Origin of the sequence: Clostridium algidicarnis (assembly GCF_000703125.1) — a bacterium.
Taxonomy (GTDB): Bacteria; Bacillota; Clostridia; order Clostridiales; family Clostridiaceae; genus Clostridium_L; species Clostridium_L algidicarnis.
In genome coordinates, this window is record NZ_JNLN01000001.1 from 2,710,440 (window position 1) to 2,724,889 (window position 14,450).

General features: G+C 28.4%; 12 protein-coding genes. 1 reads left to right on the forward strand and 11 read right to left on the reverse strand.

The window, feature by feature from the left end; translation table 11 throughout:
- Positions 1–235 precede the first annotated feature (235 nt).
- The gene (gene pdaA / locus BV55_RS0112965) at positions 236–1,075 is read left to right on the forward strand and encodes a delta-lactam-biosynthetic de-N-acetylase (protein ID WP_029453236.1); all 840 of its coding nucleotides are present in this window, start codon (positions 236–238) and stop codon (positions 1,073–1,075) included.
- A gap of 57 nt (positions 1,076–1,132) precedes the next feature.
- Here the strand turns inward: pdaA and BV55_RS0112970 are convergent, their stop codons facing one another.
- From BV55_RS0112970 to BV55_RS0113020, 11 genes are all read right to left on the reverse strand, one after another.
- Positions 1,133–2,305 carry a CD0519/CD1768 family membrane protein gene (locus tag BV55_RS0112970; RefSeq protein WP_029453237.1) on the reverse strand — a complete coding sequence of 391 codons (1,173 nt, stop codon included), beginning with the start codon at positions 2,303–2,305 and terminating at the stop codon, positions 1,133–1,135.
- A 36-nt stretch (positions 2,306–2,341) separates the two neighbouring features.
- Positions 2,342–2,983 carry a cyclodeaminase/cyclohydrolase family protein gene (locus BV55_RS0112975; RefSeq protein WP_029453238.1) on the reverse strand — a complete coding sequence of 214 codons (642 nt, stop codon included), beginning with the start codon at positions 2,981–2,983 and terminating at the stop codon, positions 2,342–2,344.
- 84 nt (positions 2,984–3,067) lie between these two features.
- Positions 3,068–4,591 (reverse strand): histidine ammonia-lyase, encoded by a 1,524-nt coding sequence (gene hutH / locus BV55_RS0112980; protein WP_029453239.1) that lies wholly within the window; start codon positions 4,589–4,591, stop codon positions 3,068–3,070.
- A 208-nt stretch (positions 4,592–4,799) separates the two neighbouring features.
- Positions 4,800–5,918 carry a glycosyltransferase family 4 protein gene (locus BV55_RS0112985; protein ID WP_029453240.1) on the reverse strand — a complete coding sequence of 373 codons (1,119 nt, stop codon included), beginning with the start codon at positions 5,916–5,918 and terminating at the stop codon, positions 4,800–4,802.
- An 8-nt stretch (positions 5,919–5,926) separates the two neighbouring features.
- Positions 5,927–6,649, reverse strand: coding sequence for a WecB/TagA/CpsF family glycosyltransferase (locus tag BV55_RS0112990; RefSeq protein WP_157469729.1), 723 nt, complete (start codon positions 6,647–6,649; stop codon positions 5,927–5,929).
- A 19-nt stretch (positions 6,650–6,668) separates the two neighbouring features.
- Positions 6,669–7,919, reverse strand: a complete 1,251-nt coding sequence (locus BV55_RS0112995) for an O-antigen ligase family protein (protein ID WP_029453242.1) — start codon at positions 7,917–7,919, stop codon at positions 6,669–6,671.
- Positions 7,920–7,958: 39 nt separating this feature from the next.
- Positions 7,959–9,047, reverse strand: a complete 1,089-nt coding sequence (locus BV55_RS15180; RefSeq protein ID WP_051652508.1) for a glycosyltransferase family 4 protein — start codon at positions 9,045–9,047, stop codon at positions 7,959–7,961.
- Positions 9,048–9,114: 67 nt separating this feature from the next.
- The gene (locus tag BV55_RS0113005; protein ID WP_029453244.1) at positions 9,115–10,503 is read right to left on the reverse strand and encodes a sugar transferase; all 1,389 of its coding nucleotides are present in this window, start codon (positions 10,501–10,503) and stop codon (positions 9,115–9,117) included.
- Positions 10,504–10,789: 286 nt separating this feature from the next.
- Positions 10,790–11,335 carry an AAA family ATPase gene (locus BV55_RS14960; protein ID WP_084170572.1) on the reverse strand — a complete coding sequence of 182 codons (546 nt, stop codon included), beginning with the start codon at positions 11,333–11,335 and terminating at the stop codon, positions 10,790–10,792.
- A gap of 48 nt (positions 11,336–11,383) precedes the next feature.
- Positions 11,384–12,457, reverse strand: coding sequence for a tetratricopeptide repeat protein (locus BV55_RS0113015; RefSeq protein WP_029453245.1), 1,074 nt, complete (start codon positions 12,455–12,457; stop codon positions 11,384–11,386).
- A gap of 53 nt (positions 12,458–12,510) precedes the next feature.
- Positions 12,511–14,247 carry a phospho-sugar mutase gene (locus BV55_RS0113020; RefSeq protein ID WP_029453246.1) on the reverse strand — a complete coding sequence of 579 codons (1,737 nt, stop codon included), beginning with the start codon at positions 14,245–14,247 and terminating at the stop codon, positions 12,511–12,513.
- Positions 14,248–14,450: the final 203 nt, after the last annotated feature.

Below are 14,450 nucleotides of genomic sequence, written 5' to 3' on the forward strand. Positions count from 1 at the left end.
CTTTATTTCAACTTATTGATTTATTCATTTAAGAATTAAAATATTTCTTTAGAAAAATATTTAAAACTAGAAACTCATATTTTAAATTTAAATCTTAAAGCTTTCTTACAAAAACATAGCATACAAGGTATGTAATTCTATGTTTCCATAACTTTAACACTTATTTATACTTAAACATAGTTAATACTATTATTATGTTCGTATTAATATTATTTAATTATATGGAGGTGATAATATGAATTTAAATATTTGTGCTAGTTATGTTTTTTCTTTAACTATACTAATAAATAGTTTTTCAAATTTCAATTCCATAAGAAACTACACTGATAAATTGTTTCAATATTCTTCTAATGAGGCTTATGAGTCCGAGCAAAAGCCTTTAGATACTAAGGAACTTAATTGGTATTTTAATCCAAGAAGTGATGGTCTTACCCCAGAACCTTCAAAGGAAGGAGCACATCTTTTAAAAAAATATGACGCTTATTATGTAGGTGATACTACAGAAAAGGTTATTTATCTAACTTTTGATGAGGGATATGAAAATGGATATACTAATGAAATATTAGATATACTTAAAAAACATAATGTAAAAGCAGCATTTTTTGTGGTTAAACCTTATATTGAATCAAATCCTGACATAATAAAAAGAATGATAGAAGAAGGTCACTTAGTCTGTAATCACACTTGTAACCATCCTTCCATGGCTTTAATTAAAGACAAAGATAAGTTTAATAAAGAATTATTAGATCTTGAAATATCCTTTGAAAATCTTACTGGTAAAAAAATGGCTAAATATTTTAGACCTCCTATGGGAAAATATAGTGAGTTATCTTTAAATTACACAAAGGAACTAAATTATAAAACTATATTTTGGAGCTTTGCATACAATGACTGGGATATTAAAAAGCAACCATCTAAAGAAAAAGCTTTAGAAACCATATTAAAAAGAAGTCATAGTGGTGCAATTGTACTTTTACATGCTGTATCTAAAACTAATGCGGATATTCTAGATGAAGTTATAACTAAATGGGAATCAGAAGGTTATACTTTAAAATCTTTAGATGATCTTCCTTAAAAATAAAGGATAAAACCTTTAGGTTTTATCCTTTATTTAAAATTTAATATCTTAAACTTAAGATATTAACATGTAAATTAGATGGGCGCTAATTCCAGCACCTAAGCCACCTACCGTATGACTTAAAATAGCCTTCCCCGTTAGGCTTCTACACTTTAAAGCATCCATCATAGCAACGTGAGTGCTTAAATAACCGCTCCAGCACATTCCCATAGCTGTAAACACAGCTATTTCATTTCCACCAATTAATCCTCTTTCTAAAAAATTTGGCACAAGGCTAATTGCTGCGCCTACCGATCCTAAAGAGGTAATTGGAAAGGCTATGGCTTCTGGATTTTTAAACCCAAGTAAAGGTTCAATAATAAAAGATAATTTGCTGCCTATCCATGGCAATACAGCAACACCTTCAAATGCAGCTCCAGTATACTCACCACTTAAGCTTGGACCATTAGTAATCATTAAAACTAGTGTACATATTACAAGCACACCAGGTATTATTGATAACCCCATGTCTACGCCAGTCTTTCCACCTTCAAGCATAGATGAAAGCATCCTAGATCCTGTGCTCCCCTGCCTAATTTCTCTATATTTTAAAGAGTCTATATCACTACCTACATCTTCAAATACCCACTTGTCTTTACCAAAATGTTTTTTAGTAAAGTGTAACATTATTCTAACACTTATAATACTTCCTATAAATGCACCTACATTTCCTATAATAGCTGCTAAAAAAAAGTCTTCTCCAGCATTTGACTTTTGTCCCATCATAAATGTGGTTACTATTAATCCCATCCCAAAGGATGTCCCAAGATTTGTTAACGCAGGTATTTGATATTTCTTAAAATATCTCTTAAAGCCCTTATCATCCGCAAGAGTTATTATTGCAGGATTATCGGATAAGTAAGTGGTAACAATCCCCAAAGCCGCAGCACCTGGCAAATCATATAGTGGACGCATTAGGGGTGATAATATTTTGTTAATTATAGATATCACACCAAATTCAGATAGTAACGCTGCCACAGCACCTGCTATTACAGCTATACCCATTATAAAAAAAACTGTATTTAATAATAATTTATGAGAAGTATTCATAATAGTATTAAACATATTTGAAGTTCCCATTTGTCGCCCCATTAAAAAGAAAAAGGTAATAAATAAAATCATAGATATAAAGCCTTCTAAGCTTATAGACTTTTTCATTATCTTTTTGACTACATCCTTGTCTTCCATATATGATCCCCCAAAATTAAATTTTATTGTATAATATTAAGCGCCTATCTTATTTTCTACTATTTTTAATATTGCATCTTTCTTAATTGATCCTTCTTTTATAAGTGTATTTGTCTCTTTTAAAAGTGTTTCTTTTAACTTTATATCTTCTAAACTAGCCAAATTTATTTTTACATTAAGTGAAGCTCCCTCAAGCGCAGCTTGAATCATAAGAGCCGAAACCCCAGCATCTGAAATGGCGTTAGCGTTGCCGTACTTTGCAGCAATCTCAATGTACTTATATAATTCAAAACACTTTTCAGATAACCTCCTTGGAACCTCTAATGCTAGTTTATAAGCTTCTTCTATTTTTATCTTTCTTAAGTTCTTTTCGTCTTCACTATCTTTAGGCATCTTATAAGCATCCATTACCTTTAAGAATACAGTTGTATCCTCTTGCATAATATCAAGATACTCTTCTCTTAAAACTTCAGTTTTCTTTAGTGCATTTATTATACATTCTTTTTCCTCATCTTTTAAATTTTCATAAGCCTTCTTACCTATTGTTAAGTTAAAAACCATACTACTTAAAGATGCAGCTAAAGTAGCTGACAAAGCTGCTGCACTACCGCCACCTGGTGCTGGTGATTTTGATGCTAGTTCTTTTGCAAAATTTTCTACCGTTAATTCTTTTAACATTTAAATTCCCCCTACCTTTATGATAATGCATTCAATATCATAATCTCCATAATATTAAATGCATTATCTTATAAATTTTTTAAGTTATATGTTTATATTAACTTTTTTCTCTACAGCTTCAATAATACTTCTATCTTTTAATATTTTAGTACATTTATCTAATTCTTTATACATAACCTTATCTTCTTCAATAAAATCTATACTTTCTCTAACTACGTTATATGCTTCTTGTGTTCCCTCTCCTAAAATGAATCCTTCTCTGAAATCAAGTGCTTGACAAGCAGCCATAATTTCTGTTGCTAGTACCCTTCTAACATTTTCTAATATATCTCTACTTTTTCTTGCAGCTATAGTCCCCATACTTACGTGGTCTTCTTGATTTGCAGAAGATGGTATTGAATCCACTGAAGCTGGATGGGCTAATATCTTATTTTCTGACACTAAAGAGGCTGCAGCATATTGGGTTATCATAAACCCTGAATTTAAGCCTCCATTTTTAACTAAAAATGCAGGTAAATCATTTAGTTGATAATTAATTAGTCTTTCTAGTCTTCTTTCAGATATATTTGCAACTTCTGCTAAGGCTATTCCCATGAAATCAAAAGCTAAAGCCATAGGTTGACCATGAAAGTTTCCTCCGGAAATAACATCGCCCTCTTTTGTTACTATAGGATTGTCAGTAACTGAATTTATTTCAATAAGAACTTTTTCTTTTACATAATTTATAGCATCTTTAGTTGCACCATGAACTTGTGGAACACATCTTAGTGTGTAAGCATCTTGAACTCTAAGCTCACCTTGTGATGTTACATAAGTACTTCCCTTAACTAATCTTAAAACGTTGTCTGCAGTACTTATTTGTCCACTATAAGGTCTAATGTTATGTATCCTTGGGTCATAAGCATCTTTTATTCCTCTTAACGCCTCTAAAGATAGTGAGGCTGCTATATCTGATATTTTGCATATATCTATAGCATCGTATAAGGTTATTGCACCAATAGCAGTCATAACTTGTGTACCATTTATTAAAGCTAATCCTTCTTTATAAGTCAAATCTACGGTAGGGATGCCCGCCATTTCCATGGCTTCTTTTCCTGACATAATTTGTCCGTTAAATTCTGCTTCACCTTCACCTAGCATAGGAAGTACCATATGTGATAAAGGTGCCAAATCTCCTGATGCTCCAAGTGAGCCTTTTTCAGGTATACAAGGGTGAACTCCTTTATTTAGCATATTAACTAATGTATCTAAAGTCACTTCACTTATACCTGAATACCCTTTACATAAAGCATTAATTCTAAGTAACATTACAGCCCTTACTATTTCTTGTGATAAAAGATTTCCAGTGCCACAAGCATGAGAAAGAATTAAGTTCTTTTGCAGTGTTTTACAGTCCTTATTCGAGATACTTACATCAGCAAACTTTCCAAATCCTGTAGTTACACCATACACCACTTTCTTTTCTTCAACTATTTGTTCAATTATTTTTCTAGATTTTCTTATACCCTCTCTTGCTTCTTTAGTTATTTCTACTTTTGACCCCTTTCTTGAAACCAAAATAATCTTTTCTAAATCTAACCCATTTCCATCTATTTCTATAATATTCATATTGACCTCCTTTTACTTATTCACCTTATATATATTCTGTAAAGTTTTTAATTTTCCTTCTATAAAATCTATTTTGAATATTCTTATGATAATTTTTATGCCGTAATTATGTTTTTTTAGTTAAAATGATTTTTTAATAAAAGATGATGAAATTAAATATTTAACTTCATCATCTTTTATTAATTATATTCAATTGTTTTTATAAACTTTATAATTTTGATATATATTCATAAAGTTTATCTGCAACTTTATTCCAATCATATTTTTCTTTTGTAATCTCATAAGTTTTATTGCTAATTTCTTTTATATTTGATTTATATATAGTTTCTTGTAGTGCTTTGGTTAGTGCCTTTGTATCCTTTATAGGCACAGTAATTCCATTGCTATCTCCTACTATCTCTTTTGCTATCCCTACCTCTGTTGATACTATAACATCGCCAAAAGCTGCTGCTTCTACAAACGCTATGCCAAAGCTTTCAAAGTCAGATGTCAAAGAAAATATTTTAGCTCTTTGATACTCTTCATACAAGCACTTTCTATTTTCTATGTTTCCTTTGATTATTACCCTATTGGCTATATTAGGATAAGACTCTAAATAACCTTTTATGTATTCTTTAAACGTTTCTTCAACTGGACCTACTACTACAAGCTTCCAATCTGTTTTATCTATACCTTCGATATTCGCAAAGGCTTCTAGTAACATAGGGGTGTTCTTTTCCTCTGATCCAACCCTTGTAACACTTAAAATTATATTTTCTTTTTTAGAAAAGTCATAAGAAAGTCCTATACCCTTTATATAATCAAAGTCTACTCCATTAGATATATTTATTATCTTATGTTTTTGACTTGGCAATAAATCTTTAATCTTAGGATAAAGTTCCTCTTGCTCCACGCTTATTAAATCCATCTTGTTAAAAGCTTTGTTCAACATTTTATATTGGAATCTATTTAATCCTTCAATTCTTTCTACTAGCTTATGACTACAATCAAGTTTTAGATATATCTTCCCTTTTGAATTAAACATCTTATATGTATAAGCATAAATAAAAGATGACAGTGTAGTGTGAAATATTTGTATTATATCATAATCTTTAGCATATCTAACCAAATGGAATGCACCATCTAGTGAAAAATTGTTAAATATTCTTTTTACAAATCTTAAATTAATACCCTTAACTTCTTTATCTAAATAAGGATATTCTCCATTTTCATAAGTAATTACAAAAGGCTTATATCCATGTCTTTTAAATAACTTATAAGGTATCATTCCCATATCTTTAATTAAATGAACATTTTCTGTTTTTAAATATTGCATCCCATATTTCATGGTTTCACCTACACTTTGCCTATTATAGCTCTAATCATAAATTTAGGTATAGATTTCATTCTTTTAATTCTAAAAGGCTCCTTTAAGATTCTATAAAGCCACTCTATTCCAAAAGTTATCATCCATTTTGGTGCTCTCTTTAGCTCCCCTGCTAATATATCAAAACTTCCCCCAACTCCCATAAAAAGCTTACAATGAAGTTTATCCATATGTTTTATTATAAATCGTTCTTGTCTTGGGCACCCCATTGCAACAAATAAAACATCCGGATTACATTTATTTATATCCTCTATTATATCATCACAATTATCTAAATCAAAATATCCATCCTTATAACCTACCACATTAATATCTTTATAAGTTGCCTCTATATTTACTTTACATTTTCTTACTATGGAATCTTTTGATCCTAGTAAATATATACTCTTATCTTTTCTATTGCAATAACTTATAATATCTTGCATAACTTCAATACCGGCAATTTTTTCTTTTACTTTTAAGCCCTTAACCTTTGCAGAAAATATAACACCAACACCATCTGGTATTATTAGACTTCTTTTAGAAGTAAAGTTTTCATAAAGTGGCTTCTCGAACAAACCTTGGTATAAAACCTCTGGATTTCCAGATACAATATGTACACACCCCTCGGAGCTTACAATTTCTTCTATATCATTTAATATTTCTTTTTTATATCCACTATAAATTGGATATCCTAAAATTTCTATCACAATCTTCACATCCATTTAAATTTTAGTTGTTAAACATTACTATATTTTCTCTAATATACTCTGCAATAAATGCAAAAATCCAAAAATGAACTGCTACTTGCGGAGCAAAGAATATATTATCAAACAAGTTTAATATAATCATCACAATTAAAGAAATAAAAAACCCTGTATAAAATTCACCGTAATAACCTTTTAAATTTTTTCTTAAAAAGTTAACTGTCTTTATTATTCTACCCATTAATGCTATAAATATAATAAATGCAAATACACCAAGCTCACTAAATACCTTAAGAAAAGAATTATGGCTAGGATATCCTTTTATATCTTCCATCCACAGTTCAGGATACTTTTCCACATAATTATCATAAAGAGCTGAAAAGTTACCATTTCCAATGCCTTTAAATGGATGCTCTTTAATCATCTTTAAGGCTACTCTCCATATATTTATCCTAGACATATTTTGTGATACATCCGTAAATTGAAGAAGTCTTCCTCTCATAGACGGGAACACTAATGCTCCTGCTCCACCTAAGGCTAATATGTATAAAAATTTATAACTATAAAGTAGTGCTAATACTACAATTCCAATAGTCCAAGCTAGCCAAGAGTTTCTAGAAAAGCTTAACACTATATTAATAGATATTAACAATAAATTAAATCCATAAAACCACTTTATTTTCTTGCTTTTTTCACTTATAAGTAGGCTTAACAATGGAAAGAAACTTATAACTAAAAAAGCCCCAAATGCATTAGGATTTCCAAGTGTTGATTGGACCCTATTAACTTTATCCATTATTATAACTGTAGTAGATATTCCTTTTCCTGTGAAAAATTGAATTATACCGAATATACATATGATTCCTGTCATCACAAAATAATTAGTAATAATCATTCTAAAAAAGCTCTTATTATTCAGTTCTAAGTAAATCATTATTCCTATCAGGATGTAACTAAAAAATCTAAATGCTTCTCCTATGGATACTAACTTATTACTTGCATATATAGTTGAAACCACCATAAAAACAAATAATAATAGCATACTTTTAATAAGTTTATTTTTGAATACCTTTTTTGAGTTAAGTACTACATATTTTTTTATATTTCCACTTCTTAATATTGCAATAAAATAGAATATAAATAACAAACATAATATTGAATCTGCGGGTCCCACATTTTTATATATATTAAAATCTCTAGGGACAAGCAAAAGAGCTGCTAAATAACAATTCAGCACAAATAATAAAGTCTTTTTTACTTTGTTAGATAATTGCATTGGTTTCCCTCCAAACTTAAACTTGTTAAATTTTAAAATTTAATTTTCATATATGTGTTTTGTAAGATTTATCATATTTTCTAAAGAATATACATTTTTACAATAATCATAGGCCATATCTGATTTATTTATAGCCTCTTCATAATTATTTATAACATATCCCATAGCTTTTTGCATTTCTTTTATAGAAGCTTTTTCTATAATTAGACCATACTTATCATTTTTTAAAATATCCCTAATTGCACCTACATCCGTAGATATTATAGGTACTTTTTGCTTTATAGCTTCTAAAATCACAAAAGGAAACCCTTCTTTTACGGAAGATAGCGTAAAACAATTAAAATCTTTTATAAGTTCTCCGCCATTTTCTTTGTATCCTAAAAATTTTATTCTATCTTCTCCATCAGATAATGAAACCATTTCTTCTTTTAATATTCCTTCACCAATTAATACAAGTTCGCATTTAGGATAAGTCTTTAATATTTCTTTAAATGCTTTTATTAAATATCTATGTCCCTTGGTTTCATAAAAGTTAGCTACTAATCCAAATCTAAATGTATCATTTTCTTTAAGTGCCATTTTATTGTTATCATTTTCAAAGTTTATACCATTAGGAATGTAAACTAATTCTTTTTTAGGTATTATACCTAAATCTTTTGCTATTATTATATCTTTAGGATCTACACATATTATATTATCACTAAATCTTGCTTCTCTTTTTTCAGCTATTTTATATATAGTTTGTTTAAGCTTGCTCATAGGCTCATTAAAAACAAATCCATGGGCTGTGTATACTATGTTATGAGTCTTAGCCCTTTTAGCTGCTTCCCTTGCCAAAACTCCTGCTTTAGAGCTATGGCTGTGAACTATATCAAATTTTTCTTTTAGGAACTCTTCTTTTAGATATTTATAAGCCTTGTAGTCATTTAATGGGCTTATTTCTCTTACCATATTAGGTATTGATTTATGCCTAATATCCATTTCCTTTAGGATATCTATCATATCTCCTCCACTAGCTGAATATACAGTTATCTCATAAGAAGATTTTAAACCTTCACAAAGTAAAAGTATATTTTTTTGAGCTCCGCCCATTTCTGATTGAGTAATCACATATGCTAACTTTTTCATCCATAATACCTCTTAAATTATTTATTTTAATATGTTATAAAAGATATTAAGCAAGGCCTAATATCTTTTAATCTTTATCTACAATTATTTTAGGATTTTTTTTCTCTATTATATCCATTAAAGGTTCATCTAACGCTACACCTTCTGAGCTCTCCTTCATAAACATTATTTTAATAGTTTGAAGTATAAGCTTTAAATCTAACAAAATGGAATAATTTTTGATATATATTATGTCATATCTAACTTTATCTTCTGGTGTTGTTGTGTATTTTCCCATAACTTGGGCAACACCTGTTAACCCTGCCTTTACAAGAGTCCTATATTTGAAATCTGAAATTTCACTTTTAAACTTTTCTACAAAAAAAGGTCTTTCAGGTCTTGGACCAACAACGCTCATATCACCTTTTAATATATTGAAAAATTGAGGTAACTCATCTATTCTAGTAGCACGCATGACTTTTCCTATCTTAGTTATTCTAGGATCATCTTCACCAGCGAGCACTGGTCCTGTAAGTTTTTCTGCATTCATAACCATTGTTCTAAATTTAAGAACCTGAAACCTTTTTTCTCCAATAGTTACTCTTTCTTGTTTATAAAATATGTTTCCACCATCTTTTAACTTTATAATTATAGATACTATTATCATAATTGGGCTAGTTAAAACTATTCCTATAATTGAAATTATAATATCTAATATTCGTTTAAAGAATAACTGCTCGAAATTAAGTCCTAATTTTTGCACCTTAAACATAGGAATATCATCTGCTCTATTTAATTTAGAGTTTAATATTGCTATCTCATATATATCCGGTATTATATATATGCTTTTTCTATTATCCAAACATTTATCTACTATGCTACTTTTTATATTATAATCTACATCATTGCATATAAATACAACCTCTACGTTGTCTAAATACTCATCTATATTTTTCGACTTACTTCCACATATATACTTTATGTTGTACAATTCATTTTGTTTTAAAAGTATTTTTTTTGTAACATAATCTATATTTTTTTCACCAATTATAAGAGAATCCTTAACACCATGTTGTATTCTCCTTAACTTCCAAACTATACTTCTCCATATACTTAGCAAAGCAAACTGTATAAAGGGACTTATTATGAGAACACTTCTTGGAAAGGAGAATCCTCTTGCAAAAAATGTTATAAAAGCTGTAGTAATAAAAAGTGAAATTACCGTTAGTGTTATAGAATATATTGTTTCCCCTATGCTTCTTTTCAATATATCACTTAATCCAAAGACATACATAAAAATTAAATACGCCACTATTATGAAGGGTATTATATCTATAAATGGCTCTAGATTGTACATAGGTGGTTCAAATTGAAACTTTATAATAAAAGCTATATATATTGACAAGATTACCAATATTGAATCAATTAAATAGGTTCCCAATTTAAACGTTTCTGTAACAACTTTTTTATTTTTCATATTGCACCTCATTCAAGCTTGTTTTCTTAAATAATTTTACACTTTAAACTATATTAAGTCAAACTAATAATATACCTCATTCCATATAAATACATTTATCAATGTGATTCATAGTTATTTGATAACATTATGTATTTTAAAACAGGTAGCCTACAAAATTTTATATAAATTTTATAAGACTACCTATTTTAAAAACGTTTTAATCTAAATGCACATATGATTATTTCAGTTTTTTTGAAAAAGTTAAATATCTTTTTTCTTTTATTTAAATCTATTTCTAGTATTTCTACCTCTTGCCATCTAATACTTTTTCTTCATTATTTAATATCCATTTATATAAGTCTAAATTTCTACTTTTAATAATTTCAAAAGCTTCTTTTATATTAGTATTTGCGCATCTGTCACTGCTATAACTGGTGGGGAATCGATTATAATTATATAAAAAAAGTTCCTTGAGATTTATAATAATGTTTTTCATCTTTTTCGTTCCTAATAATTCATATGAATTTGGAGGTATTGCTCCATTAGTTAAAACGAATAAATTAGAAGTTGATATAGATAAGATGCAGTCTTCTATATTTTTATCTTTTATTAATATATTGGTTAGTCCTTCTCTATTTGGTAAAGCTAGTTTTTTATGTATAGATGGTTTTCTAAAATCACAATCCAATAAAAGAACCTTTTTTCCACTTTGAACTATAGTTATTGTTAAGTTTATAGCTACAGTACCTTTTCCTTGTCCTGATGACGTTACAAGTATAGTCTTTAAATTATCTCCATCTATAGATGAAAACTGTATATTTGTTCTTAACGTCCTACCGGATATTAAAATAACTTTATAAGGCTATTAATAAAGCTTCATAAAATTCTTTTAATCGTATTATTTAATAGTTCTTTCTATCTCTGTAATTATATCATCTTCTGGACTTATTTCTTTACCTTTTGAAATATATATTTCAGCATTCTTTTTATCTCCTATTTTCAAATAAGAAACTGCTAAATTTGTGCAAAATTCAACACTTTGGGAGACCTCAAATCCTTTTTTGAAATATATAATAGCATCGCTATAGTCACCCATAGATGCATAGTTCAATCCTAATTCATTTACTACTTCTAAAATATCACTATCTATAGATCTACTTTCATTTAAATAATATATAGCCTTTTGGTAATTACCTATAATTCTATAAGCTACCGCTATATGATAAAAAAGCATAGGATTTTCTTCATGACTTTTTACTAAAGGCAATAACTTTTCTAATGCCTTTTTGGGATCATCATAAATCAATGCTTTTCCATCTTCATAGTTTAATGATTGAAGTATAGTCTCTTTAAGCTCCAGTGATTGCGTCTTAAACTCTCCTTCCCTTTTCAGACATTCTTCAATAGCTAGTATTGCCTTTTCATATTCTTCTTCATCTTTATATATTAAAGCTTCATAAAAGTATGGTAAATCATAACTATTTATAGTTTTTAAATATTCGATAAGTTCTAATTCTTCTTTTATAAATTCCTTTTCTTCTCCTCTTAATGTTTCTAGTATCCATATAGCCTTTTCAATGTTTTCGTCTTCATCATCTACTGAAATTAATCCCTTAAGTAGCAAATATGCATCTTCATAATTCTTTTCTTTAACATAGGATGCTATTTCACCCTTTATATATTTTATAGCTTCTTCATTTTTTATAACCAAGGCTTTATATATATTGTTATATTCAAACTCACTATCTGCCCCTAGTATTAAAAATATAGATTTTACTATTTTATTTAAAGGTATACTTTCTAATTTTAAAGTTTCTAGAATCTCTTTAGTAATATAAGAAGACTCTACCGGTATAAATATATTTTCCTTATTTATTAGTTTTGTGTTAAAAAGTTCTTCTACCACTTCTTTTTTAACCTCTATAAAGATTAGCTTTTCTAATTTTTGTTTGAATTTAGAATCTATATCCAAAAAAACCCTCCTTATTAACTTACAATTTATTATTATCTTAATTTTAAAGATAATTAAGCTTCTACATCCATAGCATTATTTACTATATCCATTATGCTATTTTCTAATTTAACAATTCTTTCTTCAGCCTCAAATATATCATAAGACCAAGCAGAAATATAAATTTTAATCTTAGGTTCAGTACCTGAAGGTCTAACAACAAACCATGATTCATCCTTTAATATAAATTTAAGTACATTCGACTTAGGTAGATCTATGGTTTTTTCTTCTATTTTAATAAGATCTTTTTCAATTCCAGTTTTGTAGTCTAGCTTTTTTACTATACTGATATTATTTATAGTAGGTTTCATTGAATGCCTTAAATAATCTATGCAATTTTCAATTTTTTCTTGTCCTTCTTTGCCTTGTAATTCAATAGATATAAGTTTTTCCTTATAATAACCATATTGTTTATATATTTCAAGTAATGCATCAAATAAGGTCTTTCCTTTTTCTTTATAATATAGAGCCATTTCTGATATTAACATAGCTGTTATAATTGCATCTTTATCTCTCACAAAATCTCCAGCTAAATATCCATAACTTTCTTCAAATGCAAATATAAAATCCTTTTCTTTACTATCTTCAAATTCTGTAATCTTTTCTCCAATATATTTAAATCCAGTAAGTACATCCATAACCTCCACATTATAATCTTTTGCTATCCTTTTAACTAAATCTGTAGTTACAATAGTTTTTAATATAATTGGGTTCTTTGGCATTAAACTACTTTCTTTTAAAGATTCCATAATATAATTAGATAAAAGAATGCCTATTTCATTTCCACTTAATGATTTATATTCTTCTTTATCAAATACAACTACTCCAATTCTATCACAATCTGGATCTGTTCCAAATATTATATCAGGCTTTATTTCATAAGCCATCTTTATAGCTAGCTCAAAAGATTTAGGGTCTTCTGGGTTTGGGTACTCTACTGTTGGAAAATTTCCATTTGGATCTTCTTGCTTTTTAACCACATGTACATCTGTATATCCTAATTCTTTTAACATCTTTCTCATTGGGATATTTCCTGAGCCATGTATAGGTGTATATACTATCTTAAGATTCTTTGCATTTTCCTTTATCATATCTTTTCTTATAGATAAATTTTTGACTTTATCTATATAGGAAGAATCTATGTCTTCCCCAATAATATTTAATAAATTCTTTTCTATTGCTAATGCTTTACTTATGGTTTTAACTCCTTCAAATACTTTAACGTTATTAATATATTTAAATATATCTTTAGCCTTAGTATCAGTAATTTGTCCCCCATCTTCACCATATACCTTGTACCCATTATATTCTTTTGGATTATGAGACGCGGTTATTACTATACCTGCATTACAGTGTAACTGCCTTAATGCATAAGAAAGCATAGGAGTTGGCCTTAAGTCTTCAAATAAATAACATTTGATTCCATTAGCACAAAGTGTCAGTGCTGCTTTTTCAGAAAATTCTTTTGACATATTGCGTGAATCATAGGCTATAGCCACGGAAGGCTCTTTATACGTACTATTTAAATACTGAGCTAAGCCCTCTGTGGCCTTACCTACAGTATATAAATTCATTCTATTTGTTCCAGCACCCATTAAGCCTCTTAATCCGCCAGTTCCAAATTCTAAATCTTTATAAAATCTATCAATTATTTCTGTTTGATTATTTTTAATTAAAATTAGCTCATTTTTAGTTTTATCATCAATAAACTTTGAACTTAACCATTCCTCATATACATTATAATGATACATATTGTTATCCTCCTAGAAATTCTTAACAAACCTATTATACTAAAAAAGATCTTATAAGTACACCCAAGTATTTATAAATAAAGCATATTATATTTTTTTATTACCTTTTCATATTGCATTTAAGCACTATATAACATATAATAATATTGTTTTTTAAGCGATATAAATTTAAATATTTATTAGATTATAACAGGAAAGAAGGT

Excerpts from the sequence above, each read along its gene's own strand:
- hutH (WP_029453239.1), bottom strand. The coding sequence starts at position 4,591 with ATGAATATTATAGAAATAGATGGAAATGGGTTAGATTTAGAAAAGATT.
- BV55_RS15180 (WP_051652508.1), bottom strand. The coding sequence starts at position 9,047 with ATGAAAAAGTTAGCATATGTGATTACTCAATCAGAAATGGGCGGAGCT.
- BV55_RS0112970 (WP_029453237.1), bottom strand. The coding sequence starts at position 2,305 with ATGGAAGACAAGGATGTAGTCAAAAAGATAATGAAAAAGTCTATAAGC.
- BV55_RS0112985 (WP_029453240.1), bottom strand. The coding sequence starts at position 5,918 with ATGAAATATGGGATGCAATATTTAAAAACAGAAAATGTTCATTTAATT.
- BV55_RS0113020 (WP_029453246.1), bottom strand. The coding sequence starts at position 14,247 with ATGTATCATTATAATGTATATGAGGAATGGTTAAGTTCAAAGTTTATT.
- BV55_RS0113005 (WP_029453244.1), bottom strand. The coding sequence starts at position 10,503 with ATGAAAAATAAAAAAGTTGTTACAGAAACGTTTAAATTGGGAACCTAT.
- BV55_RS0112995 (WP_029453242.1), bottom strand. The coding sequence starts at position 7,919 with ATGCAATTATCTAACAAAGTAAAAAAGACTTTATTATTTGTGCTGAAT.
- pdaA (WP_029453236.1), top strand. The coding sequence starts at position 236 with ATGAATTTAAATATTTGTGCTAGTTATGTTTTTTCTTTAACTATACTA.
- BV55_RS0112975 (WP_029453238.1), bottom strand. The coding sequence starts at position 2,983 with ATGTTAAAAGAATTAACGGTAGAAAATTTTGCAAAAGAACTAGCATCA.